The organism is Nocardiopsis sp. CNR-923, from assembly GCF_001942255.1.
Lineage (GTDB): Bacteria > Actinomycetota > Actinomycetes > Streptosporangiales > Streptosporangiaceae > Nocardiopsis.
Genome location: NZ_MKKC01000107.1, coordinates 1 through 25,577 on the forward strand (window position 1 = coordinate 1; position 25,577 = coordinate 25,577).

Below are 25,577 nucleotides of genomic sequence, written 5' to 3' on the forward strand. Positions count from 1 at the left end.
GTGAGATCGCCTCGTGCCATGACTATTGCTCTATCAAAGCCGGGCCCGGCCCGCAGGCGATCTCCCGAACTCGTGATCCAAACTCCAGACAGGACCTAGCCGTGTTCACTCCTGAGAAGTAGAACAGGCATAAGAAGACTGTCTATGCAGACAAGAAGTCATCTCCAAGGAGAACACACGTGTTCTTAAGAACCCTTGGAAGAGTGTTTCTTATCCCTGTCCTCACAAGGGAAAGATCTGGAAGGTGTCAGGCTCAAGCTGAGATCTAAGAGTCCTGAGGGCAAGAACAAGCACACCAGGAAAGAGAGATATCCAATAAGGCCCCGTTGCATACCTGGGGTAATACCCATAGGCAAACTTCTCAGACCCCGCCGGGGGCTGGGTTCTGTCTCCGTATACGAGTCTGGGGTTTTCGTGATTCTTGAGAGTCCATGTGCGATGACCTGCGCACATGCAGTGCTGGCAGGGTGGAAAAATTGGAGGAACAGAAACCACCTTGGGGACGGGGCCAAGGTGGGCATTCTGGCAAGGGGGGTTCCTTCCGGAATCTCTACAGGTTGTCGCCCTTGAGATCCTGAAGGAAGGAAGCCCACTCGGTAGGTGCGAAGCTCAGGTGTCCGAGGTTCCTGTTCTGGGTGTCACGGACCTCCACTGTCTTCGGAGTTTCCTTCACTTCGACGCAGTGTCCCCCGTCCCCATTGCTGTAGCTCGACTTGTGCCAGTTTCTTGTGTCCATCAACCTTTCCTCGAACTTTCTTGAGGAATTCTTTTGTCTGTTCCGGGGGGAGTGCCACACTCTGCAAGATGCCAAACTTGAGAGATAGTTTCTCCACGGTCTTCGTGTCACTGACTAGGGAGCCTGATCCGGGGCCTTCAACGTAGGCAACCTCTCTGTGGTCCGGCAGTGACAAGAGGGTGAAGGGTCCGTCTAGGCCGGGGTGGTCGCGGAAGCGGACTGTAGCAGGGATCACCTGAAGGCGTACCCGCCCCTCCCTCATGAGTCTAAGCAGGTGATCGGCCTGTTCGGCCATGATCTCCGGATCTCCTTCAAGGCTACGAATCACGCTCTCAGTGATGATCGCCCAAATGACGGGAGTGTCTGACCCGCTAACTACTTCTTGGCGTTCTATTCGCTTCTCCGCAAGAGAGGAAACATAATCTTCTGTTTCCATCGGGTTGCTTGCACGAAGAAGAGCGAAAGCGTACCCCTGGGTTTGAAGCAAACCCGGGATCAGCAAGGGATGGTAGTCCCTCATGAGTGACGCCTGAGGAACGGCCTCCATGAAGGTTCCCGCGTACTCAGGATAGTTGCTCTTCACGCGTCCGGCCACAGCTTGAGGAGTTGGCCGTAAGCCTCTAGGGCCTCATCGGCCTTCTTAACCCACTCCGTGTTTGGGTTCCGCTCGGCTCGTTCGTAGTGGCCCACCAATGAGCCGGAGACGTTGGTTGCCTTGCCTAGATCCCGTTGGGACATTCCAGACAAACCGCGCAAGCGTGCTAGTTCTCGGCCAAATTTCCTCATGGCCGGGTTCTCTTGAGGGGTGCTCTGGGCCATGACAACAAGTCAACCACACGGCGACAACATTTGGCCACGGGTGGCCAGAACATCTATGCACCTGACCTGGATTCATGGCTTCTGGACATGTGTAGTGACACCTTCGAGGCATGACCAAAGAAGTTGTTGTGGCGACTACAGCGCTAGGAGACGCTAGGCGCTGGCAACTGCTGAAGTTGAAGGAGTTGCAAATGGGACTTATGGGGCGTCAGGTGATCGCTGTTGTTCGTGCTCAGGATCTCAACACCCTTGAGTCCGACAACCCCCGGGACTGGCAGGCCGGGGAACCCCCGGAACTGCATGAGTCCATTCCGTGGACGAAGAGCCCTGTTGTCGTAAGGGTGTCGGAAGACCTCTACATGTGGCAGCGCGCGAACGGGGAAGAGCGCGCTTGTCCGGTGGTCCTCTATTCCAAGGCCCTTGAGATGGTCATCTACACGGTGAACGTGTCATGAAAGATCCCGAGAGATTAGAAAGCCATAGGCGGTCAGGGTGATTCAGGTCATGACTGGAATGCTGTCGTTGTGAACTTCAAGTAAGAGAGGACGTTATGAATCCCGGAGATCCTAGGGAAGCTTCTCTTTCCTGGCTCCGTGAGGAGCTGGCCAAGCTTGGAGTTCAGAGCTACATCATTCCGGCGAACGGGACTCATGGGCCAAGTCTTCATTGTGGCTGGGGGGAAGGAATGGTGACCGTGAACATGTGCTACGGAAACTACCTCTTCCTTGGCTCCTCGCGGCAATGGGTGAAGGTTTTCGGAAACCGGCCTCAAGACTGTGCAGCAAAGATCATCAGGAAGGAAGAAACCCATGGCCTTGGGCAGTAGATTTCGAACTCTGGTCCTGCAACCCACGGCCCTTTGCAACCTGAACTGCGAATACTGCTACATCAGGGCCAGCGAGAGGAAGACTCGCCGGGAGATGGCTCTTCCCGTTGTAGAGGCCCTTGCAGCCAGTGTTGCGGAACAAGGGGAATCGGTGGATCTGGTCTGGCATGGTGGTGAACCCCTCACGGTTCGTCCTGAACACTTTTCCAAGATGTGCGATATTTTCGAGCCCTTGAGGCGAGAGGGGAAGGTCACTCACTTCGTGCAGACCAACGCCACCACGATTGACGACAGGTGGTGTGGGTTCTTCCAACGGTACGGTTTCAACGTGGGTGTCAGTCTTGATGGTCCTGCTGTCGCCAACTCCCAAAGGGTGGATTGGTCGGGAAGGGAAACCTTCACTCGGACCATGCGAGGAATCAACACCCTCAAGCGCAACGGCTTGGGTTTCTCCGTGATCTGTGTTGTCACCAGGGAAACAGTGAAAAACCCTGACTCCCTCTTTGAGTTCTTCGAGGGCCTGGACGCTGAAAGCGTCGGCTTCAACATCGAGGAAGAAGAGGGATCGAACAACGATCGCGAGACAGCCCCATTGGATGAAGTACGGGCGTTCTGGCGTGCGCTGTTCGACAGGATCAACAGCAGTAGCCCTCTACATTCCCGAGAGGCCCGAAGGCTGTTCGGCTATCTGTCCGACGTCAAGGCCGGGAACAGGCAGCGGTGGACTTCCGCGAAGATCGACCCCATACCCGCCGTGTCATGGGATGGGAACGTTGTTCTTCTCTCCCCTGAACTCCTCGGAGTGAAAGCACCCAAGTACGGTGACTTCATCGTGGGAAACGTTCTGAGGGAGAGCATTTCCAACATGCTCGGCAGGGCACACACGGTTCCCTATATCCAAGAGTTTATTTCAGGTGTGCAGAACTGTCGGGAGTCCTGTGACTTCTTCACGTTCTGCCAGGGGGGACAAGCCGGTAACCGCTATTTCGAGTTGGAGGACTTCACCGCAACCGAGACCAACTATTGCAGGCAGAGCAAGCAACAGCTTGTGCTTGCCCTGAACGATCACGTGAAGGAGAACCATGAACGTCCTTGAGGGCCTGGAGACCAGCGAGCGTGTGACCACGCTCCTCGGTACGGTGGGCGCGGTGCCCCTGGTTGACTGCAAGTTCGACAACCGCGACACCTGGGACAAGCGCGGTCGCAACTGGGACAACCGCTCTGACTGGGACAACTGGGACAAGAAGAAGTAGGGAACAGGCATGGAAACCAAGGAAGTCCGAGGGGCCAAGGTCCTTCTCCCCAGCGAGGATGAGACCCCCGTGTCCTCGTGGCCCTTCGGTACGCCCTTGGAGGGCGAGAAGGTCAGTAACACGGAGTTCCGTGGGGTTGACCTCTCGTCCCACAGGTGGGAACAGGTCGAACTCTCCCGTGTGGTGTTCGCTGACTCCCGGATGATGGGGCTCACGATGGAAGACGTGACCCTCTCGGATGTGCTGTTTCAGGGATGCCAGTTCGACTATGCCACCCTGAACAGGCTTCGTGCCAAGGGAAGTGTTGCCTTCGTGAACTGTCGGTTCCGAGAAGCGATCTTCACGGGTGGAGATCTGGGTTCCACCGTGTTCGATGACTGCTCACTCAGTGGCGTTGAGTTCGATTCCGTCAAGATGGCGGGAACGGACATCCGGGGATGTGAGGTCTCCGGAATCATCGGTGTCTCATCCCTCAAGGGGGCACACGTGGCCCCGAACCAACTCCCGGAACTGTTCGACGCTTTCGCCAAGGATCTAGGACTCAAGGTGTCCGAGGTCTGACAAGCCGGGGGAGAGGAAAACGGCGGCTCCCTGGCATCCGTCCTTGATTCGGGGAGTCGCCTTCCCCTTGTCCCTGAACACGCGAGAGGGGTTCCGCTTCGCTAGAAGCCTTGTCCTGTAGTGTGTCCCTGCACAACCAAAAACAGAACGGCCCCGGTAGGCGCGCCAACGCCAGTCCGGGGCCTGACTCTCAACCTGCTATCACCAGGAAGAAGAGCTATGAACGACCATATCAGTCGTGCGCTGTCCGCGTTCTGCGCTGGACTGCTGTCCCTGGCCTACCCGGGCGTGTCCCTGGAGGCTCTGACAGCCTCTCAGGAGGCTTCCGAGAGGGAAGACCTCTCCCCGGCCTCCCCAGTGCCCCACGGGGCCTCTGAGTGCCCCTCATGCGCTACCCGGAAGAGGTCTACCCGTGTCCGGTCCTACTCCCGGCCTGTGAGGGCTCCCTACGCCTTCGGCTCTGCCCAGTGGTGGGAAGCGCACAACGCTTCCAAGCAACCCCGGGCGTTCATCGTGAACGACGGCCTTATCGGCAATACGTCTCATAACCTCATGACATAAGAGAGGCCCTGACAGTTGGCGCTGTCGGGGCCTTCTTGGTTTCAGGGTAGATAATCTACTTCGTGACTCTCAGTTTAATACTCTTCCGAGGGGTATTTGGTGTGACCTGGCAAGATCCGGAAGGGTTCTTACTCTCAGTTCAAAGGGTGCGGGGTTATGGTGGTAACCGTCATTACTAGTGACGGTTGTTCCAGACATCCCTTTCTCGTTCTACCCTCTGTCGCTTGGCCTCTAGGTCCTGAAACGCCTCTGTCTCTTCCGCTAGCTGGTCCAGGTGCTCTGTTCTGACGTCCTTGCAGCGGCAACGGAGTGAGGATACTCGGAGATGTGGAACTGGAGGTTCCATGACACGGCCATCTCAACATGGCTGTGTCTATCAGGACTCGGAGACCTCAAGTCGGAGAGTCCATATAAAACAACACGCCAGGGTAGACCCCTGGCCGTATGTGTTAATAACTTACTTAGCGCTTGGAGCTTGAGGCTCCAAGCTAAATAATCCTTACTTACTCCTTCCTGCTTAGACACCGCTACACGGTGGACTCCGCAACCATCGTGCACCCCCAGCAGATGCAGCCCGCCTCATGTGTGCACAAATTCCGGTCTTTCTCTGCTTCTTCCCCGCCTTCCCCAACCTGTAGAGCTGAGAGAGCCTTCCTGAGCGGGGCCTCTCCGAGGTCGACCACGTCAACGACTTCCGGGGCCAGAGATTCCGTGAGCGCCCGGAAACCATCGTTCTTCGTCCCTGCAAGCTCATCCACAAGAACACATGGAACCGAGAGCGCCAAGCGTGGCGCACGACCTTTCTTTCCTCGCTGCGTCAAGACTCCGGATTCTAGAAGGATGTCGAGTTGCCCATAGAGATTGTGGCCGTTTCCACTGAACCCTAGATCTTGGGCGATTCTGGTAACCCCGACTTGGGATAGGTTGCTTCTCCCATTGATGTACCACGAAATCGCAGTGCTCAAATGCAATGCGTTGCGCGTGCAATCTTCCCCATTGAGTAAGCCTCTTGTCTTCTTGAACTCCTTGAATACCATCCTCTGCCACAGGACGACCGCATCTGCATACGCTATTTCTAGTATCCTTCTTGGCTGGACTTCCATGGCTTCCCCTCTCTAGTAGCTCACTCGGTTGGCCTCTAGCCAGTTCTCAATGTCACGTTCCCGAAACCTGAGATGTTTTCCGACCTTGATGGGCTTGAGCCCCCAGATCCGCCAGCGCTCATAGATGCTCTGCTTCGGAACGCTCAGGTACTCGGCCAGCTCTACCGGGGACATCAGTCGGTTGCTGCCGCCACTCGCCACGCACTCACCCTCTGTTCTCTTATCAACCTGCACATGACCCCAGCCAAGGATCGTGTGCACTCTAGCTATGAGACATGGAACCTGTCAAGCACCATGTGCTATGGTCGATGCATGAACTACCACGAACTAGACCCGAGTGCCTACGGCTGGGAGCTTCCGGCAGGTTGGAAGCTGTACGCCTACGAGCCAGGGGGAGAGCCCGCCATCCTCAAGGCCACCTACGAACTCACAGAGGGCTGCGTGGCAGTGGTGGAGGCTCACGTACACGCCCCGTACAACGGACCTACCCGCGTCACCCTGTTGGCGGAGAGCGAGGACGCCGCCAACCAGAGCGACGGCATCACGACGGAGATGATGAGGTCTGTCCCCCTCGGGGAGGCTCGGAAGGTCATCACCTACTGGGTCAACCGCATCCGTTCGGAACTCAGCCCCGAGAGCCTTCCCGCGCCCCTTCCGGAACGCATCTCAACGCCTGAGGACTACGCGCGCGTCGCCAGCGAATACGTCCGCTTGGTGAAATCCAACGAACGTCGCCCCATTGAAGTCATGGCCCAAGCCTGGGGCGTGTCCAAGAACACGGCTAGCTCTCGCCTTCGCCGGGCGAGGGAAAAGGGCTATCTGATCCAGATGGAACACAGTCAGAATCGGCTGTCAGCGATTCTTTCCGAGAAGGCAGAAGAGATCCTGACCAGACTCAACAAGGAAGGCTGCTAAGTTGGCGAAGCTTCTCAAGAAGTGCGACTGTGCCGACGACGCGAAGACTGACAGAGGCAAAGAACGGAAGTGGGACAAGTGCCCGCACTCCTGGAAAGTCCGTTACCGGACTTCCGGGGGCAGGCAGGGCAGACAGCGTGAACAGTCCTTCAATCCGGACGAGAAGCAGAAGGCCAAGGACTACGCGCTCAAGATTGAGCATGACAAGCGCGCCCACCTGGACGCCTTCGTCGACCCCAAGGCCGGTAGCATCACTTTCCGAAAGTATTCGGACAAGTGGCTCACACAGATCGATGTCTCCTATCGAACAAGGAAGACGTATCGAAGCTACCTGACCAAGCACATCTATCCGGAGATCGGTGATGCCCCCATCTCCTCCCTGAAGCGGGAGAGACTCAAGGATCTTCTCTGGGGGCTTGATCTGTCGGGAACCACGGTCAAGCACATTCATCAGACCCTTTCAGGGATCTTCTCCGAGGCCGTGAAGGACAAGCGGATCTCAGAATCACCCGTCCGGGGGATGAGGCTTCCTGATGTGGATGTGCATGAGATCTGGGTCCCGGAGACGTACCAGGTGGAAGCCCTCTACAAGGTGATGCCGGACTACCTGAAGGTACTCATCCCTCTCATGGCTGGTTGCGGCCTGCGCATCAGTGAGGCCCTGGCGGTCAATGAGGGGAACGTCATCGAAGACGCTGGCCTCTACCGCGTGAAGGAACAGGTCGTGAGGGAGGACGGAGAAATCTTCCTCGGCCCGCTCAAGCATCGCAAACCGGGCGACTTCCGGAACATCCCCCTCCCGGACTGGACACGTGAGGCCATCACCGAGGCTGCCCAGCGGGAGACCCACAGTGGCGGCTACCTGGTGCAGGCGCGCCGCAAGGGCGGGTACGTGCACAACAACAACATCCGGGACGCCTGGAAGAGTGCGGTGAAGAAGGTTGAGAGCCTGCCAGAGGACTTCAACCCCCACGGCCTACGCCACTACTACGCCACGACCCTTCTGGCCGCTGGCGTGCCTCTCACGGACGTGTCATCCTGGCTGGGCCACAAGGACGTGAACGTGACCTACCGGACCTACCGGCACTACATCCCCGCCTCTGGCGAGCGGGCACGTACGACCCTCAACGCCGTGTTCGGCAAGCCTTCCGGAGAAGCGGAAGAGTCATGACTTCTGGGACCGTGCTGACTTCGTGCTGACCCCAGCGGGGGTCATGACGGTTCCACCCCAGGTAGAGACCCTGGTTTTGCTCCCCCACACGACATGGCGCAGATGAACCGGGATCTGCGGATCTCGGTCTCGTGCTCGCCGCCGCGTCTGATGGTTCGCATGTCGCCTGTTCGGCCGGGGTCGTGGGTCGGCTCCAGTCTGCCACCCCGCGGCGGGTCGGGCGGCGGACGCACGATGGACGCATGGACCACGCCCCGATCGACGCGGCCCACGCCCTCGCCGACGCCTCCCCCGGCTTCGTCTGGCGGTTCAGGGAGGACGGCAATGAGGACGCCGCCCACCCGCGCCCCTCCGGCGAGGACCTCCTGATCAACCTCTCCGCGTGGGAGGACGTCGACGCCCTGTGGAGCTTCTCCTACCGCACCGAGCACCTGGACTTCCTCCTCCGCCGACGTGCGTGGTTCGGACCCATGCGGGAGGCGTACGTGGTGCTGTGGTGGATCCCTGCCGGTACGATCCCCTCCGTCGGGGAGGGCGGGCGCCGACTCGACCTGCCGCGCGAAAACGGCCCCTCCCCCGAGGCCTTCGATCCCAGGTCCCCCTTCCCGCCCCCGACGCACCGCGATTCGCACGTTTAGTTATCCTAGGGATACCTTGGGTAACGTTGCGGTGGACCACTGCGATCACACCGGGAGTCCCGTCATGCGCACGACCTCGCTCACCGTCGGTCTGGTACTGACCGCGCTCGTCGCCACCGGATGCGCCGACGACGGCACGGACACCGAGGGGGACGGCACCGCGGCCACGGAGGCGCCGACCCTGCGCCCCACGGCCTCCCCGAGCGTCACCGCGTCGATCTTCATGCCGCCTGGCCAGAGCGAGGCCGCCATCACCTACGACGAGACCGCCGTCCCGGAGGGGGCCACCTCCGACATCCAGGTCCGCGTCGAGGACGGCGAGACGTACGTGCAGTTCATGGGCACGGGCCTGGAGCCCAACCGCGACTTCGGTGCGCACGTGCACACCCGGCCCTGCGGCGAGGACCCCGCGGACGCGGGTCCGCACTACCAGAACGATCCGGACCCGGCCGCGAGCGAGGGCGAGCCTTCGACGGACCCCGCCTACGCCAACCCCGAGAACGAGGTGTGGCTGGACTTCACCAGCGACGACGACGGCAACGGCTTCGCCGCGACCACCGTCCCGTGGGAGTTCCGCGACGGCGAGGCCAACTCGTTCGTCCTCCACGACCACCACACCATGACCGAACCGGGCGAGGCGGGCGACGCCGGAGCCCGCCTCGCCTGCGTCACCGTGGCGTTCTGACCCCGGCGGCGTGCGGTTCCGGCACGGGCCGCCCTCGGCATCGCGGGCGGGAAGGATGATCGCCGGACCCGCCCCGGACGGGACGCGCGCACCCGTCCCGTCCGGTGCGGGTCCTGGTCGCCGCCTGCGGGCTGTTCCTGCTCGTCGTGGCCCGCCTGGCGCGCCCGGAGGCCGCCGCCAGGCGACGGCCCCGTGTCAGGGCAGCAGACGGCGCAACAGCAGGCGTTCGCCGAGCGTCCACGCCGTCGTGGTCAGCAGGTACAGCCCGGCGGCCAGCGGCACGAAGGCCGCGAACACCACGGTCGTGAAGCCGATCCACGAGACCGCTCCCGTCATGGGCGACGGCGTGCTCCCCATGGCGGGCAGCATGAGGTAGCGGCGGCTGGCCCACGCCACCAGGGCGAGCAGGGCGAGGAGCACAGCGAACACCGGGGCGACCTGGAGACCGTCCGCGCTCGTGCCCAGGGTCGCCCCCAGTTCGACACCGAGGAACGTGTGCGCCAACAGCGGCTCGCCCGCCACCGCCGCGCCGGTGAACACTCCGTACACGCACAGGAGCACCGGCGCCTGTGCCAGGCTCGGCAGACAGCCCGCCAGCGGTGAGGTCCCCGCCTCGGCGAACACCCGCCGCTGTTCGTCGACCAGCCTGGCCGGGTCGTTCCGGTACCTGGCGGTGAGTTCGGCCAGTTGGGGTGCGAGGCGGGCCCGGGCCTTCTCCGCCCGTACCTGGGCGACGCCCAGCGGGAGGAGGAGCAGTCGGACGAGGATCGTGAGGGTGACGACGGCGGCTCCGGCGGCGAGCCCTCCGACGAGGGGTGCGAGGAAGGCGGTCAGGGCGGCGAGCACCGCCGACAACAGGGACACGGCGGCCGCGATCGGCCCGAATCCGTACAAGGGTGAGGCCCTTCGTCTGGGTGGGGTGGTTCAGACGTGTGGCCGCTCGGAGAACGGGCGCGCGGAACGCGCGGGAGGGGTCAGTGAGCGGCCGGGAGGGCCGGTCCCGGGGCTCTGGGGCGGGGTCTGCCCGCCGCGTCCGGGTCACGGAGTGTGAGCACGGGAAGGCGCTTGGACCGGCGGCGCATCGCACGCGCGACCGCGCTCGCGGAGTCGGCCGCGGGCCAGGGGGCGAGGGCGCCCAGGAAGTGCAGGGCCAGGACCGCGCCGACCGCGGCCAGCAGGACGAGGGCGCCCGGCAGGGGCACGAGCTCGGTCGGGAACAGGCCCAGGAGGAGTGCCTCGGCCACGGCGAGCAGAAGGGTCACGGTGGGCGCCTCCTCGGCTCGGTCAGCCCGAGTCTACCAATCGTCCGACACTCCGTCGGAGCTCCCGCCCTGTCGCCTGATCCTGTAGCTAAATGACACAGAGCAACAATCCCCGTGCCCGCGCCGGCACGGACGACGAGGGGAACCCCGTGCCGATCCGCCCAGCCAACCTCGCCACCATGTCCGCCACCATCGCCGGAGCGGTCTCCGGGCTGACCAACAGGGAGGACGAGGCGTCCACCGTGCGGGTCACGTTCGAGTCGGGGTTCGAGCAGACGGTCCGCAACGGCGGCTGCAGGACCCTCAGGACCGGGCAGGGCGGCGTCGTGGAGGTGGAGACCGAGGCGGGCGTCCGGTTCGCGCTCTTCTCCGGCACCAGCTGCCAGGGCAGTCGGGCACTCGCCTCCGGCAACGGGTCCGTGCGGTTCGGCGTCCCGGTCCTGGCCGGAGCCATCGTCATCGGCTGACGCCCCTGCGCACGGACCGGCCGGGCAGGCGGTCGGTCCGGCGGCCGTCCCGGACGGTGAACTCGCCGCCGACGAGGACGTGTTCGATCCCCACCGGGGCCCGGCGGGGCTCCTGGTAGGTGGCTCCGGCCGCGACGGTGTCGGGGTCGAACACCACCAGGTCCGCGACGGCTCCGACGTGCACCACCCCCCGGTCGGCGAGGCCGAGCCTGCGGGCGGCCCGCGAGGTGAGGTGGCGCACGCACTCCTCCAGCGTGAACACGCCGAGGTCGCGCGCGTAGTGGCCGAGGTAGCGGGGGAACGTGCCCCAGCCGCGCGGGTGGGGCCGGGCGCCGACCAGGATTCCGTCGCTGCCCGCGGTGTGGGAGCTGTGCCGCATGATGGTGCGGACGTTCTCCTCGTTGCCGACGTCCATCAGGCAGCCGGAGCGCAGCCCGTCGACGACGAGGAGGTCGAGGTAGAGTTCGCCTGGTTTGCCTCCGCGCCGGTCGGCGAGGTCGGCGACGGACGAGCCGACCGCCCACGACAGCGCGGGGTCGCCGACCCCCGTGACGAACAGGGTGGACCAGTCCAGGGGGACGCCGTGGTTGCCGTCGGTGCCCTCGACCTCGATCTCGTGCAGGACGCGGGCGCGCACTTCGTCGTCGCGCAGGCGCGCCACGGTGGCCGCCGCACCGCCCTCCTGGATCCAGCTGGGGAGCGGGGCGGCGAGGTAGGTCGCGCTGGCCGTGTAGGGGTAGCTGTCCAGGGTGACGTCGAGCCCGTAGCGGACGGTGGCCTCGTCGACGGCGTCGAGGACCTCGGGGGCGCGGCCGCGGTTGCGCGGGAAGTTGACGTGGCAGTGCGCGAGGTGGAGGGGCACGTGCGCCCGGCGGGCGACGTCGAGGCACTCCTGGTAGGACTCGACGACCCGGGAGCGTAGTTGCGGTGGTGGGGGCAGTAGTAGCCGTGTGCCGCGCGGACGGGTTCGAGGAGGGCGACGAGCTCGTCGTCGTCGGCGTACGTCGCGGGTGTGTAGGTCAGGCCGGTGGAGAGGCCGTGCGCGCCCTCGTCCAGGCCTTGTGCGATGATCGCGCGCATCCGCTCGGTCTCGTCGGGCGTGGGCGGCCGGTCGCCGTCGCCGACGACGGCCATGCGGACGTTGCCGTGCGGCACGAGGCAGGCGACGTTGACGGGGGCGCCGCGGTCGACGAGGTCCAGGTACTCGCCGACGCCGCGCCAGGAGCGGTCGAGGTCGGGTGTGCCGTTCCATGCGGCGATGCGGTCGCTGATCTCGTCGGCGGTGGCGTCGGTGACGGGCGCGTAGCCGAGTCCGTCCTGGCCGACGACCTCCAGGGTGACGCCCTGGAGGACCTTGGCCTCGTGGGCGGGGTCGGCGAGCACGGCGAGGTCGGAGTGGGCGTGCATGTCGACGAAGCCCGGGGCGACCACGAGCCCGCCGACGTCGACGACCTCACCCGTGGTCCGGACGGTTCCGGGCGGGGCGATGTGGCGGACGCGGCCGTGGGCCAGGACGACGTCGGCGGCGCGGGCGGGGACGCCGGTCCCGTCGACCACGCGTCCGCCGGTGAGAACGGTCTCGGACTGCACTGTTCCTCCGTTCGCGGTGCGCGCGGCACCCGGTCGGCGAGCCTCCGGCCGTGTTCCGGTGTGACCACGATACGACGTACCCACCAGATACGTTAAGTTTGTTTCCTATTACTCTCCGGTTATGACGCCCGTGACGCGGCACGTGAACCGTCTCAGGCAGATGCGCGTGCCGGCACGACCCCGCCCCGGTCCCGCGTCGCCTCCGGGTCAGCCTTCGCCCGCCTCCCACTCCTCCAGACACAGGTCCAACAGGGCTTGGACCCGGCCGGTGAGCCGCGCCCGGTCGTGGTCCCGCAGCGCCGTCGCGCCCTCGATCAGCCGCACCCGGGTCAGCCCCAGCAGCACGGCCGCCACCAGCGAGGCGTGCACGGGCGCGTCCTCCCCGCCGAGGTAGGCGGAGAGGGGGTCGAGCATGGCGGACTTGAGCCGCCCCTGGTACACGGCCTGGAGGTCGGGGTCCCCCGAGGAGTGGTCGAGCGCGCGCTGCAGCGCCGTGCCCTCGCCGTGCAGACGACCGACGGCGTGCTCGGCGAGGCGCCGGGTGAGGGTGTCGGGCTGGCCCTCGATCAGACCGGGGAAGACACCGTCCTCGCGCAGGATCTCGGTCAGGAGCCCGCGCTTGGCGCCGAAGTAGCGGTTGATCAGGGCGACGTTGACCCCCGCGTGCGCGGCGATCATCCGCGACGAGACCGCGCCGTACCCCTCACTGGTGAACAGTTCCCGGGCGCTCTCCAGGATGCGGGCGCGCGTCGCCTCACGACCGCGTGTCGGCGCGGAACCGCATCCGGTTTCCTCCGGACGGACCATGTGCACACCCTTCGGCGGACGCGGACTGACTCCCAGATATCCAGGTTGACACCTTCGCCACCCAGACGCATACCGATTCGTCGGCACAGATCATGATTTGACAGGTCAACAGCGTTTACATATACCGGATCACGGACGCCCCACCCCCGGCAGTCAGCCGCGGGCCTTCGTCGCGTCCGGATTCGGGGAACCCATGGAGCAGTCGGTACGGCGCGAGCGCGACCCCGGAGGCGGGCTCCCCCCGACGGAACCCGGGCCCCGGCTCCCTCCCGCCCCGACCGCCGACGCCCCGACGACGCGGCGGACCGTGCGCCGCGTCATGGTCGGTCTGGTCCTGGCCATGCTCACCTCGATGCTCACCAACTCGATCATCGGGACCGCGCTGCCGACGATCATGGGCGAACTCGGCGGCCAGGACCGCCTGGCCTGGGTCGCCACCGCCACCCTCCTGACGATGACCGCGTCCACGCCCGTCTGGGGCAAGCTCTCGGACGTGTGGGGGCGCAAGCTCCTGTTCCAGATCGCGCTGGGCGTCTTCATCGTCGCCTCGCTCGCCGCGGGCACGGCCCAGGACGTCAACGCCCTGATCGCGGCCCGCGCGCTCCAGGGACTGGGCATCGGCGGCCTGGCGACGCTGCCCAACATCATTCTCGGAGACGTCGTCCCGCCCCGCGAGCGCGGCCGGTACAGCGGCCTGATCGGTATGGTCCTCGGCGTCTCCACCGTCCTGGGCCCGCTGGTGGGCGGGTTCCTCGTGGACAGCCCGCTGGGATGGCGGTGGTGCTTCCTCATCACCGTTCCGCTGGCCGTCGTGGCCTTCGCCGTCATCCAGGTCATGCTCGACCTGCCCGCCAGACCGCGCCGGAGCACGCCCGTCGACTGGCTCGGCGCCGGGCTGGTGTTCAGCGCGGCCAGCACCCTGATCGTCCTGCTCAGCCTGGGCGGCACCCAGATCCCCTGGACCTCGCCGACCGCCCTCGCCCTGGGGGCGGGGTCACTGCTGCTCACCGTCGCCGCCGCCCTCGTCGAACGGCGCGCCGCCGACCCCATCATCCCCACCCGCCTCTTCCGCGACCGCACGTTCGTCCTGGCCTCGACCGGGTCGGTCTGCGTCGGCGTGATGCTGTTCGGCCTGATCATCTACATGCCCCAGTACCTCCAGATGGTGCACGGCATGTCCCCGACGGTCTCCGGACTGATGACCCTGCCGCTGGTGGTCGCGTTCCTCGTCACGTCGATCGGGTCGGGGTTCGCGGTGAGCGGGAACGGCCGGTGGAAGGGCTACACGGTCGCGGGCATGGTCCTGGCCGTCACAGGCTTCGCCGTCCTCAGCGCGAGCCCGGCGCTACCGGGCCTGGCCACGGTCGTCGCGGGACAGGCCCTGGTCGGGCTCGGGATCGGGCTCAACCTCCAGCTCCTGCTGCTCGCCGCCCAGAGCGCCCTGCCCACCTCCGACCTGGCGTCGGGGACGGCCACCCTCACCTTCTTCCGCAACCTCGGCGGCTCGACGGGCGTGGCCGCGCTGGGCGCGGTGATGGTGGCCCGCCTCAACGCGGAACTGGGCGCGGCGGCGGGCGCGGCGCCCACGGGCGAGACGGCCCCGGGCGAAGCGGCTCCGGACTGGGCGGGCGCGGCCCAGGCGGCGCAGGGGTCGCCGGAGCTGGTGCACTCGCTGCCGGAACCGGTCCGGGAGGTGGTCGTGGGCGCGTTCGATTACGCCATGCAGGGCGTGTTCGTCGCGGGCGTCCCGGTCGCCGTGTTCGGACTGGCCGCGGTGCTGTGCATGCGCGGGGTGCCGCTGCGCGGCGGCAACGCGCCCGAGCCGGACGGTCAGAGGTAGCGGCGGAAACCCTCGTGGGAGGCGTCGAAGCCGAGCGAGGCGCAGAACTTGGAGGCGCCGTCGCGGCTCTCGTGGGCGAGCAGCTCCATCTTGTGGCAGCCGGCCCTGGTCGCCCGGTCCAGGGCGTCGTCCATCAGGGCCCGGCCGATGCCGCGGCCGCGCCGCTGCGGGTCGACCACGAGGTTGTCCACCACGGCCCACGGCTGAGCGTCGTGCGTCAGGTTCGCCACGATCAGCAGGTCCAGGGTGCCGATGATCTGCCCTCGCTCCTCGGCGACGAGCACCGTGCGGTCGGGGTCGCTCTCCATGCGCGTCCAGGCGCGCACGGCCGCGGAGGACATGCGCACGTGTGCGCTCCTCGTGTCGGTGGGGTCGCCGAGTTCCCTGAGCAGTCGCAGAATCGCCCCAAGGTCGGACCGGATGGCCGCGCGTATCATCATGGCTGACGGCATCGTAGCCGACAGCCTGCGACAAGGCGGACGTCGGCCTACAACTGGCCATAAAACGCCAAAGGGCGGGACCGCTGGTCCCGCCCCCTGAACCGACCGTTCCGGGTACGGCCGCGGGCGCTACTCCCTGCGGAAGATTCGCACGCCCTCGTCGCCCTTCGGCGGCCTCGGGGGCTCCGGACGGTGGTAGACACCGGTGACGTCCCGGTCCGCGGCCTCGCCGGAAGGCGTGGTCGGCTTGTGCGGTCCGCTCGGCGTGCCGGGACCGCCCGGGGCCGGAGCACCGGGGGCCGGGACGCCGTGCACCGGAGCGCCGGTGGGCGGAGCGGCGGCCCGCGGCGGGCGCGGAGCCGCGTCGGGACCCTTGGGACCCTCCTGCGCGCCTGCCCGGGCAGGGACACCGGCGTGATCCGAACGGTCGCATCGTCCGCCTCGGGCATGACCGGCGTCAGTTTCGTGGTCGCCTCGTCCGACCCGGGCGTGACCGGCGTCAGTTTCGTGGTCGCCTCGTCACCGAACCCCGGCTTGTCGGCCGCGGGCCTGGACGTGTCCGCGGGCTTCGGGCCGTCGGCGGGCTTGGCCGCCTCCGCAGATTTGGCCACCGGCACCGGCGGGGTCCCCGGGACCGCCTTCGCCGCGCCCGCGGGCCGCGCCTCCTTCGGCTCCTTCGCCTCCTTCGGCTCCTTCGGCTCCTTGGCGGAGTCGGCTGCGGGCTTGGCCGCCTTGGCCTTCGGGTCGGAGGCCGGGATGACGTTCTCCTCGCGGCTCAGCCCCGTCTCCAGCGCCCCTGCCTTGTCCTCGGCGGCGACCAGATCGGCCAGCGTCGAGTGCATGTCCTTCAGCCGGCGGAGCGCCTCGGCGTGCGTCGCGGTCAGGGTCGCGAGCCTGCGGTCCGCGGTGTCGTGGATCTTCTTGGCCCGCGCCTCCGCCTCGTTCAGACGGCGGTCGCCCTCGGCCTTGGCCTGCTCGCGGAGCTGGTCGGCCTCCTCCTTCGCGCTGGAGACCATCTCGTTGGCCTCGGTGCGCGAGGAGGACACGATCCGCTCGGCCTCCTTCTCGGAGTCCTTGCGCCGCTTGGCGATCTCCTCCTCGGCCTTCTTCCTGGTCTCCTCGACCTCGGCCGCCACCTTCGCACGGCGGTCCGCGGCCTCCTCCTCGGTGATTCTCAGGATCTCGGCCATCCGCTCGCTGATCTGCTCGTGCTCAGGCTTGACCTGGGCCTTCTCCCGAGCGATCGCGAGGTCGCGCTTGTACTGCTCCAGCTCGTCGTCCATCCGCTGCAAACGCTCGCGGAGGTCCTTGAACTGGTTGTCCATCCGTACGAAGTAGTCGTCGACGTGCGCCTTGTCGTAGCCGCCCTTGCGCACCGTCGGGAACCTGTCTTGTTGCAGTCCGCCGCCCGGCAACATTTCGCTCATGTGCCCTTCATGTCCTTAACACCGTCCGACTGCACGTCGCAGAAGGTGAGTTGCCCCGTACCCAGTTGTCGGCGAGACACCCGTCGGACCCGTGAACCGGGTCGCGCCCTCGGGCCGCCCCGCTCCGCCGCGCCGACCGGATGGGGGAACCGGCCACGCACGGAACCTCACGTCGTGGACACCGTCCAGGCGCCCACGGTAGACCCAGGTGACACGATCGCGTCAATATCCCCGACGGGTATATCACCGTGTGGCCGCTGGTCACGTTCTTACTAAGGTAAGCGCGATCATCCCCGGGCGGGGGCTGAGCGGTCAACTCCTTCCCCACCTTTACCGAAAATCACGCATACACGGACAGCCCGAATGTCAACGGCACGTATGGAGGACCTGAAATGAACACCACGCCCCACGGTCGCCCGGGCGGCCCAGGACCGATGATCGGCGGGGCTGCGTTCGGCGAGCCGGAGATCGACCCCAGCGCGTGGATCGCGCCCGGCGCCGTCGTCGTCGTCGTCGGCCGCGTACGGCTCGGCGCCGAGAGCAGCGTCTGGTACGGATCGGTCCTGCGCGCCGACACCGAGGACATCGTGGTCGGCCGGAGGGTGAACATCCAGGACCAGTGCGGGATGCACTCCGACCCCGGCCAGCCGGCGATCCTGCACGACGACGTCAGCCTGGGCCACAGGGCGATGGTGCACGGGGCGGTCGTCGAGGAGGGCGCGCTCATCGGGATCGGCGCGATCGTCCTCGGCGGCGCCCGTGTCGGGAAGGGCGCGCTCGTGGCCGCGGGGTCCCTGGTCCCTCCCGGCAAGACGGTGCCGCCGGACACGCTGTGGGCGGGCGTGCCGGGCAGGGTCGTCCGGGAGCTGAACGACGGCGACCGGAGCGTCCTGGAGTACACCCCGACCGCGTACGCGGGCTACGCCGTCCAGCACCGGGACGTCGTCTGGCGCTGACCGCCCGCCGACCCCGGCCGAGCGCCGGGGCCCGACGAAGCGGCCAGGGCGCCGGACCTCGGGGCCGCTTCCGGCCGTCGGTCGGCGTCCGACCCGGGCGAACCGACGAGAGTACCGGTCTGTGAAACGGGAGGGACGGGTGTGGTTCCACCCCTGACTAGACCGGGTGACCCTGAACACTGGTCCGCACGGGTCATGTGCGACCGACCGCGCCCCGCGTAGCCTGGGGGGCCCACGCCCCGTGGTCAGGGTCCGTCGCGCCCGCGCCACGCCGGACCGGTAGCGGGCGTGCCGTCAACCACCCCGCGGCACCGCTGTCATCCGGGAGGTGTGCGCACGTGGACCACGACCCCGGCGCCCGACCGCGCGGCCCCCACCGTCTCCACGACCACGTCGCGCTGGACGAGATCGAACTGTACGGCGAGCTGCTCACCGCCGTGGCCGGCGCGGACGGACCGCTCAGCCCGACCGAGATCGACCGCGTCCTCGGAGTGGTCCGCTCCCGCCGGGCCGCGACCCTCCCCGCCCGACCGTCGCCGCCCGCCGCCACGGTCGGGGCACGGTCACCGGACACCAAGGACGCTCCCCCGCCGCCCGGCCTCCGCCCCGGCGGAGCCGACGGCGGCCGACCGCTGCCGACCACGCGCCGTCTGCCTTCGGGACCGCGCCGACTGCCCGACTCACCGCAGCCGCCAGCGCCGACCCCCGTGACCGGAGCGGCCACGCTCCCCCACCCCTTCGTGCCGCCGCGCGCCGGCCCGCCCGCACCGCGCGCGTCCCGGACGGCACTGCTCCGGCCCTGGTCGGTCTGAGCCGGGCGGGTCCCGCTCACAGGGGCAGGACGGCCCGCAGCAGGAAACCCCCGTCCCCGGTCCGCGCCGCCGTCAGCGAGCCGCCACCCGCCGCGACCCGCTCGGACAGCCCGGTCAGGCCGTTGCCCGAGGCCACCTCTCGCCCCTCGCCGGACCGCGCCCGGTCGTTGGACACCTCCACCACCAGCGCCTCCGGTCCCACGGCGGCGTCCGAGGTCCGGGTGAACACGATCCGGCACCGGGCGGCGTCGCTGTGCCGCAACACGTTGGTCGCGCCCTCGCGGACCACCCACGCGGCCAGTGACGCGGCCCCGGGCGAGGGGTGCACGCCGTCCAGTCCCGTGACCGTGACCTCCGTCCGGTTGGCGCGCAGGACCGCGCGCACGGACTCCACCTCCTCGGCCAGGCCGATCTCCCGGTAGCCGCTGACCGCCGAGCGCACCTGCGCGAGCGACGTGCGCGCCAGCGCCCGGACCTCGGCGATCTCCGTGGCCGCCCGTTCGCGGTCCCGCTCGGCGAGCCGCGAGGCCAGCTCCGCCTTGACCGCGAGCGCCGACAGGCTGTGCCCCAACAGGTCGTGCATGTCACGGGAGAACCGCAGCCGCTCCTCCGTCACCGCCAACCGGGCCCGCGCGCGCTGACCGGCCACCGCGTCGTTCACGATCTCCCAGAGCCACACACAGGTCAGCGTGCCCACGTACATCATGAGCGCGTACACGATGCCCAGCCCCCACGTGACGAGGATCGACACGACCCGCACGTCCGCCTGGGTGACCGGGATCAGCAGCCAGGGCAGCGCCAGGGCGAGCACGCTGACCGCCAGCCCCCTGCGGCGCGAGGCGACGAACACGGCGATCGCCCACCAGAGCGCGATCACCATCACGCGGTGGTGGGGTTCCTGGAGCGCCGCGCAGCCCAGCACGATCAGGACCACCGACCCCCAGTACGGGCCGGGGGCGGGCTCGCGCCGTCCGTCCAGCCTGCCCAGGAAGAGCAGGTGCAGCGTGACGACCGCCCCCACCACGAGGGGCAGGGCGGCGAGGGAGGGCCACGAAGCGACCCCCTCCATGGCCGCCGACGCCAGGTCGACCAGTGCGAAGAAGACGAGCAGGGCGTCGGCGAGGCACATCGACACGACGAGGGCCCACCGGGCGACGCGGACCCTGCGGTCGGCTCCCGTGCCCTCGGCGTCCTCGCCCCGGGTGTCGGGTGCGGCGGTCATCGCGGTCCCCCCTCCGCCAGGGCGGTCCGCACGCTCTCCGCCGCCCGCCGTCCCACCGGCAGCACCGCGCGGACCAGGAAGCCCCCGTCCCCGGTCCGCGCGGCCGACAGCGCGCCGCCGCCCGCCGCGACCCGCTCGGACAGCCCCGAGAGGCCGTTGCCGAAGGCAGTCCGATCCCTGGACGCGCCTCCCGCCCGGTCGTTGGCCACCTCCACCACGAGCGTCTCCGTCCCCGTGCCGGGGTCCACGGTCGACGTGAACCCGATCCGGCACCGGGTGGCGTCGCTGTGCCGCAGGACGTTGGACGCCGACTCGCGCACCACCCAGGCGGCCAGTGTCTGGGTGTCCCGAGGCAGGTCCAGCCCGTCCAGCCCCGTGACGACGGCCTCGGTGCGGTCGGCGCGCAGCAGGGCGGTCGCCGACTCCACCTCGTCGGCCAGGCGCACCTCGCGTACCCGCTCACGGCGGACCGCACCTGGTGGAGGGAGGTGCGGGCCAGCGCCTGGACCTGCGCCATCTCGGCCGCGGCCCGCTCCGGGGCGGACTCCAGCAGACGCCCGGCCAGTTCGGACTTGACCGCGAGCGCCGACAGACCGTGCCCCAGCAGGTCGTGCATGTCACGGGAGAACCGCAGCCGCTCCTCCGTCACCGCCAACCGGGCCCGCGCGCGCTGGCCCTCCACCGCGTCCACCGTGGCGTCCCACAGCCCGATGCTGGCGGCGGAGCCGCCCGCCAGCACCAGCGTCTGAGCGAAAGCGACGACCCACATCACCGCGAACAGCGCCGCCGAGACCTCCCCGGGTGACAGCAGCGGGTACAGCCAGGTCAGGGCGGCCATGGCGACGGACACCCTGGCCGCGCGCCGGGACTGGGCGGCGAACACGGCCAGTCCCCACCAGACAGCGGCCGTGAACAGGGCGAACATCGGGTTGGCCATCAGCGCGTAGGTCGCGCAGACCAGCACGAGCGATCCCCAGTAGGCCCACGGGTTCGCCCTCCGCCGCGCGTTGATCCGTCGCCAAACGATGCCCCAGAGGATCACGGTCGCGGGCACGGCGGGGAGCAGGGACAGGGCCGGCGGCCAGGGAGGCGGGTGCTCCAGGTCGGCACGGACCAGGAGGTCGAGCACCGGCCAGACGAGCACTCCGGACACGGCGCTGAGGACCATGAAGAGGATGACGATCCGCGCCGCCCTGAGCTTGAACCCGTAGTGCCCGTCCGCGCCGTGGTCTCCCCTCACGTCGCCGACCACGCTTCCTCCCCGCCTCCGGTGACGGCCCGGCATCCGCCGGCCCCCTTCGAGTATCGGGGCCCGCGCTCCCTCCTCCGCGCACGCGTGCGGCGCGCGGGAGGGAGCGCCTCCGCCGCGCCGCGGTGGTCGGGGACTGGTCTCACGACTGTCGGGGGTCCCACCGGAAAACGCGCTTGACCAGCAGGGACAGCAGCACCATCCACACCAGCATCACCCCCACCTCGGGCAGCGCCGCCATCCACAGGCCGAGGAAGCCGGGCGCCTCGCGCCCGCCTGCCCGCCGAACACGTCGTACCCGGTGTAGGCGGCCTGGGCGAGCTGGGCGGTGGGGGCGACCGGCAGCAGCTCGACCACGTGGCGCACACCCGAGGGCAGCAGGTCCACGGGGAAGTACACACCGCCCATGAACAGCAGGACCATCATCGGCAGGACCGACACCATCTGGGCGCTCTCGGCGTTGCGCACGTACGGCGTGACGAGCAGTCCGACCAGGGTCATCACGGCGGCGTTCAGCGCCACGGCCACCGCCAGCATGAGCGGGTCTCCCGGGGTCTCGCCGAGCATCAGGGCGATCAGGCCCACCATGACGACGGCGACGGCCAGCGAGAAGAGGACGATGACCGCGGTCGCGGCGCCGAAGATCACCAGCGGGGGGACTCCGCTCACGCGCAGCCGCTTGAGCACGAGCGACTCGCGGCGGGCGGCGAAGACGTTGGAGGCGTGGCCGACGCCGACGAACACGCCGGTGACGCCCAGCATCCCGGCCATGGTCAGCTCGGACGAGCTGACACCGTCCAGCACCTCGGTCGCGGGCATCTGGGAGGTGAGGACCAGGAGCAGCACCGGCATCGACAGGATCCACCAGGCGGTCTTGTACCGCACGAACAGGGTGAACTCGGTGCGGGTCAGCCGCAGCGTCCGCCGCATCCAGTGCAGGGAGGGCCGGGCGGTGGGCGCGGTGGGCGCGGTGGTGGGGCTCATGGTGGTGGCTCCTGGGATGGAGGGCGCCGGGGTTGGCGCGGGGGCTGGCGGTCAGTCAGGGGTGGGGCGGGGTCAGACCAGGTCGGCGGAGCCGTCGGCGACGCTGAGGAAGACGTCCTCCAGGGAGGCGCCCGGACCTGGAGGTGACGCAGGGTCGTGCGCCGCTCCCCGGCCCAGGCCAGGAGGGCCCCGACCGCGTGGTGAGCACGGTCGGCCACGTCGCCGCGCCTGACGGTGTAGGTGGCCCACAGGGCCTGGTCCCGGGTCTCCACGGCCAGGTCGGCGCCCTCCAGCGCGGGCAGGTCGTCCGTGCCGACGTCCTCCGGGACGGCGAAGGCCACCCGGTCTCCCCAGCCCTCCAGCACGCCCGCCAGCGTGCCCTCGACGCGCACCTGGCCGCGGTGCATGATCGCCAGCCGGTCGGCGAGCCGTTCGGCCTCCTCCAGGTAGTGCGTGGTCAGCAGGATCGCCACGCCGTCCTTCTTCAGGTCGCTGATGATCCGCCAGGTCTCGATCCGCGCCTCGGGGTCCATGCCCGTCGTCGGCTCGTCGAGGTAGAGGACCTCGGGGGTGGTCACCAGGGCCAGGGCGAGGTCCAGACGGCGCTTCTGCCCTCCGGACAGCTGACGGACCGCGACCGCGCGCCTGTCGGTGAGGCTCACCATGTCCAGGACCTCCCCGGCGCCGCGCGGCCGGGCGGCGAGGTCGCGGGCGAGGTCGACGGTCTCCCGGACGGTCAGGTCGTCCATCAGGCCGCTGCCCTGGAGGACCGCGTTGGTGCGTTCGCGGATCGCGGCGGGCTGGCCGTGGGGGTCCTCGCCGAACACGCGGACGGTGCCGGAGCTGGGGCGGCGGAACCCCTCCAGGGTCTCGATGGTGGTGGTCTTGCCCGCTCCGTTGGTTCCGAGGAGGGCGAACAGCTCGCCGGGGCGGATCTCGAAGGAGACGCCCCTGACCGCCTCGAAGTCGCCGTAGTGCTGCCGGAGGTCGCTGACGACCACGGCGGGTCCGCCGGTGGCGGCGCTCGTCGGGGCGTCGGGGGTCGCGGAGTGCGCTGTCGTCGTCATGTCCACCATGTTCGCGAAGCGCGTTCACGCGGACCAGACACCGTTGTCACCGCCTCGCCGTGCGGAACCACCCGGCCGCGGCACTGACACATGTCACATTCCGGGGCCCGTGTCCCGCCCCCGAACGGGAGCTGTACGCCGAGCTCGGGGTGGAGCGAGGGGTGCGGGGGCGGACCCCGGCCTGACGCCGCGACGACGCGGAATCGGCCGTGCCCCGAGGTGGCGGAAGGATCCGGGGCACGGCCGGTCTACAGGTGGGACAGGCGGGCCTGCTCGGCGAGCAGGTGGTCCAGATCGTCCCATGTGGGGGCTTCGACGCGGTTCACCATGCCGCGCGCACGCTGGTCGTCGGTGAGTTCGGGCAGGCACAACCGGCGCTGGGCCAGCAGGCCGCCGTCGTGCGCGCTGATGACCCACCGTCCACGGATGGCCGCAGCGACGCGTGCCTTGGCTCCGGAGCGCCGGGTTCGCGTCATGGCGCCTCCCGTCGCGGTCCGGGAAGCGCGGCGGAGCGCAGCATGTCGGTCGCGGCCTCCACGTCGCCGGACTCCAGCGCGGTCACGTCGGCGGCGAGGATGCCGTGGCGCTCCTGGACGTCGGGCCGCCCGGTCCGGCGGAGCTCGGCGACCAGGAGGTAGGGGCGCGCGAGCGTGGGGTCGTCCACCGGGGTCGGGGGTGGCGGGGTCGGGGCCGGCGGAGTCGGCGCGACGGACTCCCGCGAGGGAACCGGGGGACGAGGCCGGGGATCGGGTGGCCGCCGCCGGGCGAGGCGGACGGCAGGTTCGAGCGGGCGTGGCGTCCACAGGTGGGGGCCACAGGCTCAGGATCAGGTTGCGCAGGTATCGCACGGGGCGACCTCCTGTTGGGCACAGAGGGTTGACGCCGGATGGGTGGTCCGACGGGGACAACTACGAGACCCCTAATGACCGTGTCAGACTGACAGGTCAATAGGACATCGTCAGACTGACCGAAATGACCGCTTCCGAGTAGGAGCTTTATGATCCAGAAGGCACCACCCGACCCAGCGAAGGCAGACGTGGCAGCACAGAAAGACCGACCGAGCATCGAGCGGCGCCGGTTCGCCGCCGAGCTTCGGAGCATGCGCGAAGCCGCCGGAATGACCATCGAGGAGGCACGCCTCGCGCTCGACTGGTCGTCCGGTCGCCTCAACCACATCGAGGGTGGCCGCCACTCCGTCCCAGACGTGTCGGCGCTCAAAGCCCTCTTGGACCTCTACGAGGTCAAGGACCCAGCCCGCAGGGACGCGCTCCTCGCACTGCGCAAGGAGGCCCGGCAGCGGCCCTGGTGGTACGAGTACGAGGACGTCCTCGACGACGGCTACGTCGGGTTCGAGGCTCGCGCCCGCCGCATCACGGCTTTCCACCCGATCGTCGTACACGGGCTGCTCCAGACCCCGGCCTATGCCGCCGCGTCCGCTCGCGCCTCACTGGGCCGCTCGGAAGAGGAGATCGAGCGCATCGTCGAAGCCCGGACGGAACGGCAGAAGCTCCTCGCTCGACCGGACGCCCCCGAGTTCCGGTGCGTCCTCGACGAGGCCGTCCTCCTCCGCCTGTCCGTGGCTCCGGATCTCGCACGCGACCAACTCCGGCACCTCGTCGACGTCGCCGAAGGCGCCGAGACGGTCACGCTCCAGGTGTTGCCCATCAGCGTGGGCCTGCACGGCTGTATGCACGGGTCCACCGTGCTCCTCGACTACGAGGATGAGCGTGATCCCAGCCTCGTCTGCCTGGAAACGCGTGATCGAGGTACCTATCTGGACTCCCCGGCGCAGGTGGCCGACTACCGGCTCGCGCTGGATGACGTCGCCGCTGACTCCCTGTCCGGTAGGGCCAGCATCGATCTGATCAAGAGCATGATCACCGACTGGAAGTAGGCGTCGTGCATCCATCCCGTGAGTTCCACAAGTCCAGCCGCAGCGCCAACGAAGCCGCGTGCGTCGAGGTGTCGGAGGGTGCCGAAACGCTCATCCGCGATACCCAGAACAGGACGGCCGGGCACCTTGGGTTCCCCAACGGGGAGTGGAGGGCAGTCCTCCGGGTACTCCGCCGGGCGAGCTAGATGAGTGGTTCCGATGTCTGAACTGGTTACGGACATGGCGAAGGGTGCCCGAGAGTCTTGCTGTGACACGAGACCTGGACACCCTTCTGACCGCACTCTACACCTTC

The 25,577-nt window shown here is 67.9% G+C and carries 29 protein-coding genes and 4 pseudogenes; 15 read left to right on the plus strand and 18 right to left on the minus strand.

What is annotated here, in order from left to right; all coding sequences use genetic code 11:
* Positions 1 to 550: 550 nt before the first annotated feature.
* Genes BJF83_RS29595 through BJF83_RS29605 form a run of 3 tightly spaced genes read right to left on the minus strand, consistent with a single transcriptional unit; the run spans position 551 to position 1,555 of the window.
* Positions 551 to 673 carry a DUF397 domain-containing protein gene (locus BJF83_RS29595; RefSeq protein ID WP_394329363.1) on the minus strand — a complete coding sequence of 41 codons (123 nt, stop codon included), beginning with the start codon at positions 671 to 673 and terminating at the stop codon, positions 551 to 553.
* Positions 639 to 1,319: a DUF5753 domain-containing protein gene (locus BJF83_RS29600; protein WP_394329364.1), complete on the minus strand. Its 681-nt coding sequence runs from the start codon at positions 1,317 to 1,319 to the stop codon at positions 639 to 641. The genes BJF83_RS29595 and BJF83_RS29600 overlap by 35 nt, the downstream gene beginning before the upstream one ends.
* On the minus strand, positions 1,316 to 1,555 hold the full coding sequence (locus tag BJF83_RS29605; protein ID WP_316042307.1) for a helix-turn-helix transcriptional regulator: 240 nt from the start codon (positions 1,553 to 1,555) through the stop codon (positions 1,316 to 1,318). Before BJF83_RS29605 ends, BJF83_RS29600 begins: the two co-directional genes overlap by 4 nt.
* A 110-nt stretch (positions 1,556 to 1,665) precedes the next feature.
* Here BJF83_RS29605 and BJF83_RS18935 point away from each other — a divergent pair, with 110 nt between their 5' ends.
* The 4 genes from BJF83_RS18935 (at position 1,666) to BJF83_RS18945 (ending at position 4,195) form a co-directional block, all read left to right on the plus strand.
* Positions 1,666 to 2,010 (plus strand): hypothetical protein, encoded by a 345-nt coding sequence (locus tag BJF83_RS18935; protein ID WP_143831982.1) that lies wholly within the window; start codon positions 1,666 to 1,668, stop codon positions 2,008 to 2,010.
* Positions 2,011 to 2,364: 354 nt separating this feature from the next.
* On the plus strand, positions 2,365 to 3,477 hold the full coding sequence (gene amcB / locus BJF83_RS18940) for a cyclophane-forming radical SAM peptide maturase AmcB (protein WP_075927377.1): 1,113 nt from the start codon (positions 2,365 to 2,367) through the stop codon (positions 3,475 to 3,477).
* A complete protein-coding gene (amcA, locus tag BJF83_RS27990; protein ID WP_187347184.1) occupies positions 3,464 to 3,634 on the plus strand; it encodes a multiple cyclophane-containing RiPP AmcA in 171 nt (56 codons plus the stop codon). Before amcB ends, amcA begins: the two co-directional genes overlap by 14 nt.
* A 9-nt stretch (positions 3,635 to 3,643) precedes the next feature.
* The gene (locus BJF83_RS18945) at positions 3,644 to 4,195 is read left to right on the plus strand and encodes a pentapeptide repeat-containing protein (RefSeq protein ID WP_075927378.1); all 552 of its coding nucleotides are present in this window, start codon (positions 3,644 to 3,646) and stop codon (positions 4,193 to 4,195) included.
* Positions 4,196 to 5,283: 1,088 nt separating this feature from the next.
* On the opposite strand, the gene BJF83_RS26960 is transcribed toward BJF83_RS18945, so the two are convergent.
* Together BJF83_RS26960 and BJF83_RS18950 are read right to left on the minus strand one after the other, a co-directional pair.
* The gene (locus BJF83_RS26960) at positions 5,284 to 5,859 is read right to left on the minus strand and encodes a hypothetical protein (protein WP_143831983.1); all 576 of its coding nucleotides are present in this window, start codon (positions 5,857 to 5,859) and stop codon (positions 5,284 to 5,286) included.
* 12 nt (positions 5,860 to 5,871) lie between these two features.
* The gene (locus BJF83_RS18950; RefSeq protein WP_075927379.1) at positions 5,872 to 6,033 is read right to left on the minus strand and encodes a helix-turn-helix domain-containing protein; all 162 of its coding nucleotides are present in this window, start codon (positions 6,031 to 6,033) and stop codon (positions 5,872 to 5,874) included.
* Between the two features lie 138 nt (positions 6,034 to 6,171).
* Here BJF83_RS18950 and BJF83_RS18955 point away from each other — a divergent pair, with 138 nt between their 5' ends.
* From BJF83_RS18955 to BJF83_RS18970, 4 genes are all read left to right on the plus strand, one after another.
* Entirely contained in the window at positions 6,172 to 6,774 is a 603-nt protein-coding gene (locus BJF83_RS18955; protein ID WP_075927380.1) for a hypothetical protein, read from the plus strand.
* 1 nt (position 6,775) lies between these two features.
* Complete coding sequence (locus BJF83_RS18960) at positions 6,776 to 7,945, plus strand: site-specific integrase (RefSeq protein WP_075927381.1); 1,170 nt, start codon at positions 6,776 to 6,778, stop codon at positions 7,943 to 7,945.
* 242 nt (positions 7,946 to 8,187) lie between these two features.
* The gene (locus BJF83_RS18965) at positions 8,188 to 8,583 is read left to right on the plus strand and encodes a DUF3291 domain-containing protein (protein WP_083678605.1); all 396 of its coding nucleotides are present in this window, start codon (positions 8,188 to 8,190) and stop codon (positions 8,581 to 8,583) included.
* A 64-nt stretch (positions 8,584 to 8,647) separates the two neighbouring features.
* Positions 8,648 to 9,268: a superoxide dismutase family protein gene (locus BJF83_RS18970; protein WP_075927383.1), complete on the plus strand. Its 621-nt coding sequence runs from the start codon at positions 8,648 to 8,650 to the stop codon at positions 9,266 to 9,268.
* Positions 9,269 to 9,463: 195 nt separating this feature from the next.
* Here BJF83_RS18970 and yidC read toward each other — a convergent pair whose 3' ends face one another.
* Positions 9,464 to 10,162 (minus strand): membrane protein insertase YidC, encoded by a 699-nt coding sequence (yidC, locus tag BJF83_RS18975; protein WP_075927384.1) that lies wholly within the window; start codon positions 10,160 to 10,162, stop codon positions 9,464 to 9,466.
* Between the two features lie 80 nt (positions 10,163 to 10,242).
* Positions 10,243 to 10,530, minus strand: coding sequence for a DUF6412 domain-containing protein (locus BJF83_RS18980; RefSeq protein WP_075927385.1), 288 nt, complete (start codon positions 10,528 to 10,530; stop codon positions 10,243 to 10,245).
* Positions 10,531 to 10,679: 149 nt separating this feature from the next.
* Between BJF83_RS18980 and BJF83_RS18985 the strand changes: the two genes are divergently transcribed.
* Complete coding sequence (locus tag BJF83_RS18985; RefSeq protein ID WP_075927395.1) at positions 10,680 to 10,997, plus strand: hypothetical protein; 318 nt, start codon at positions 10,680 to 10,682, stop codon at positions 10,995 to 10,997.
* On the opposite strand, the pseudogene BJF83_RS18990 reads toward BJF83_RS18985, so the two are convergent.
* Positions 10,987 to 12,587, minus strand: a pseudogene (locus BJF83_RS18990) (amidohydrolase family protein). The gene BJF83_RS18985 and the pseudogene BJF83_RS18990 overlap by 11 nt on opposite strands.
* Positions 12,588 to 12,794: 207 nt before the next feature.
* Positions 12,795 to 13,394 (minus strand): TetR/AcrR family transcriptional regulator, encoded by a 600-nt coding sequence (locus tag BJF83_RS18995; RefSeq protein ID WP_075927386.1) that lies wholly within the window; start codon positions 13,392 to 13,394, stop codon positions 12,795 to 12,797.
* A 193-nt stretch (positions 13,395 to 13,587) separates the two neighbouring features.
* Here BJF83_RS18995 and BJF83_RS19000 point away from each other — a divergent pair, with 193 nt between their 5' ends.
* Entirely contained in the window at positions 13,588 to 15,234 is a 1,647-nt protein-coding gene (locus BJF83_RS19000) for an MDR family MFS transporter (protein ID WP_075927387.1), read from the plus strand.
* Here BJF83_RS19000 and BJF83_RS19005 read toward each other — a convergent pair.
* Complete coding sequence (locus BJF83_RS19005) at positions 15,225 to 15,674, minus strand: GNAT family N-acetyltransferase (protein ID WP_075927396.1); 450 nt, start codon at positions 15,672 to 15,674, stop codon at positions 15,225 to 15,227. The two genes, BJF83_RS19000 and BJF83_RS19005, sit on opposite strands and share 10 nt — an antisense overlap.
* A 129-nt stretch (positions 15,675 to 15,803) precedes the next feature.
* Positions 15,804 to 17,092, minus strand: a pseudogene (locus tag BJF83_RS19010) (cell division protein DivIVA).
* A 401-nt stretch (positions 17,093 to 17,493) separates the two neighbouring features.
* Between BJF83_RS19010 and BJF83_RS19015 the strand changes: the two are divergent.
* A complete protein-coding gene (locus tag BJF83_RS19015; RefSeq protein ID WP_075927388.1) occupies positions 17,494 to 18,057 on the plus strand; it encodes a gamma carbonic anhydrase family protein in 564 nt (187 codons plus the stop codon).
* A 338-nt stretch (positions 18,058 to 18,395) separates the two neighbouring features.
* Positions 18,396 to 18,869 (plus strand): hypothetical protein, encoded by a 474-nt coding sequence (locus tag BJF83_RS19020; protein ID WP_075927389.1) that lies wholly within the window; start codon positions 18,396 to 18,398, stop codon positions 18,867 to 18,869.
* A 16-nt stretch (positions 18,870 to 18,885) separates the two neighbouring features.
* Here the strand turns inward: BJF83_RS19020 and BJF83_RS19025 are convergent, their stop codons facing one another.
* The 3 genes and pseudogenes from BJF83_RS19025 to BJF83_RS29615 form a co-directional block, all read right to left on the minus strand.
* Positions 18,886 to 20,091, minus strand: a complete 1,206-nt coding sequence (locus tag BJF83_RS19025) for a sensor histidine kinase (protein WP_075927390.1) — start codon at positions 20,089 to 20,091, stop codon at positions 18,886 to 18,888.
* On the minus strand, positions 20,088 to 20,537 hold the full coding sequence (locus tag BJF83_RS29610; RefSeq protein WP_262391673.1) for a hypothetical protein: 450 nt from the start codon (positions 20,535 to 20,537) through the stop codon (positions 20,088 to 20,090). Before BJF83_RS29610 ends, BJF83_RS19025 begins: the two co-directional genes overlap by 4 nt.
* 68 nt (positions 20,538 to 20,605) lie before the next feature.
* Positions 20,606 to 20,707, minus strand: a pseudogene (locus BJF83_RS29615) (histidine kinase); the annotation flags it as partial.
* Between BJF83_RS29615 and BJF83_RS29620 the strand changes: the two are divergent.
* A complete protein-coding gene (locus BJF83_RS29620) occupies positions 20,706 to 20,840 on the plus strand; it encodes a hypothetical protein (RefSeq protein ID WP_262391674.1) in 135 nt (44 codons plus the stop codon). The pseudogene BJF83_RS29615 and the gene BJF83_RS29620 sit on opposite strands and share 2 nt — an antisense overlap.
* A 713-nt stretch (positions 20,841 to 21,553) precedes the next feature.
* Here BJF83_RS29620 and BJF83_RS19035 read toward each other — a convergent pair.
* From BJF83_RS19035 to BJF83_RS19050, 4 genes and pseudogenes are all read right to left on the minus strand, one after another.
* On the minus strand, positions 21,554 to 22,324 hold the full coding sequence (locus BJF83_RS19035) for an ABC transporter permease (RefSeq protein WP_316042308.1): 771 nt from the start codon (positions 22,322 to 22,324) through the stop codon (positions 21,554 to 21,556).
* 72 nt (positions 22,325 to 22,396) lie between these two features.
* A pseudogene (locus BJF83_RS19040) lies at positions 22,397 to 23,391 on the minus strand (ABC transporter ATP-binding protein).
* 248 nt (positions 23,392 to 23,639) lie between these two features.
* Positions 23,640 to 23,867, minus strand: coding sequence for a hypothetical protein (locus BJF83_RS19045; protein ID WP_075927391.1), 228 nt, complete (start codon positions 23,865 to 23,867; stop codon positions 23,640 to 23,642).
* Complete coding sequence (locus BJF83_RS19050; protein WP_075927392.1) at positions 23,864 to 24,055, minus strand: hypothetical protein; 192 nt, start codon at positions 24,053 to 24,055, stop codon at positions 23,864 to 23,866. The genes BJF83_RS19045 and BJF83_RS19050 overlap by 4 nt, the downstream gene beginning before the upstream one ends.
* Before the next feature lie 372 nt (positions 24,056 to 24,427).
* Here BJF83_RS19050 and BJF83_RS19055 point away from each other — a divergent pair, with 372 nt between their 5' ends.
* Positions 24,428 to 25,285, plus strand: a complete 858-nt coding sequence (locus tag BJF83_RS19055; protein ID WP_316042309.1) for a helix-turn-helix transcriptional regulator — start codon at positions 24,428 to 24,430, stop codon at positions 25,283 to 25,285.
* A gap of 5 nt (positions 25,286 to 25,290) precedes the next feature.
* Positions 25,291 to 25,470, plus strand: coding sequence for a DUF397 domain-containing protein (locus tag BJF83_RS19060; protein ID WP_075927394.1), 180 nt, complete (start codon positions 25,291 to 25,293; stop codon positions 25,468 to 25,470).
* Positions 25,471 to 25,577: the final 107 nt, after the last annotated feature.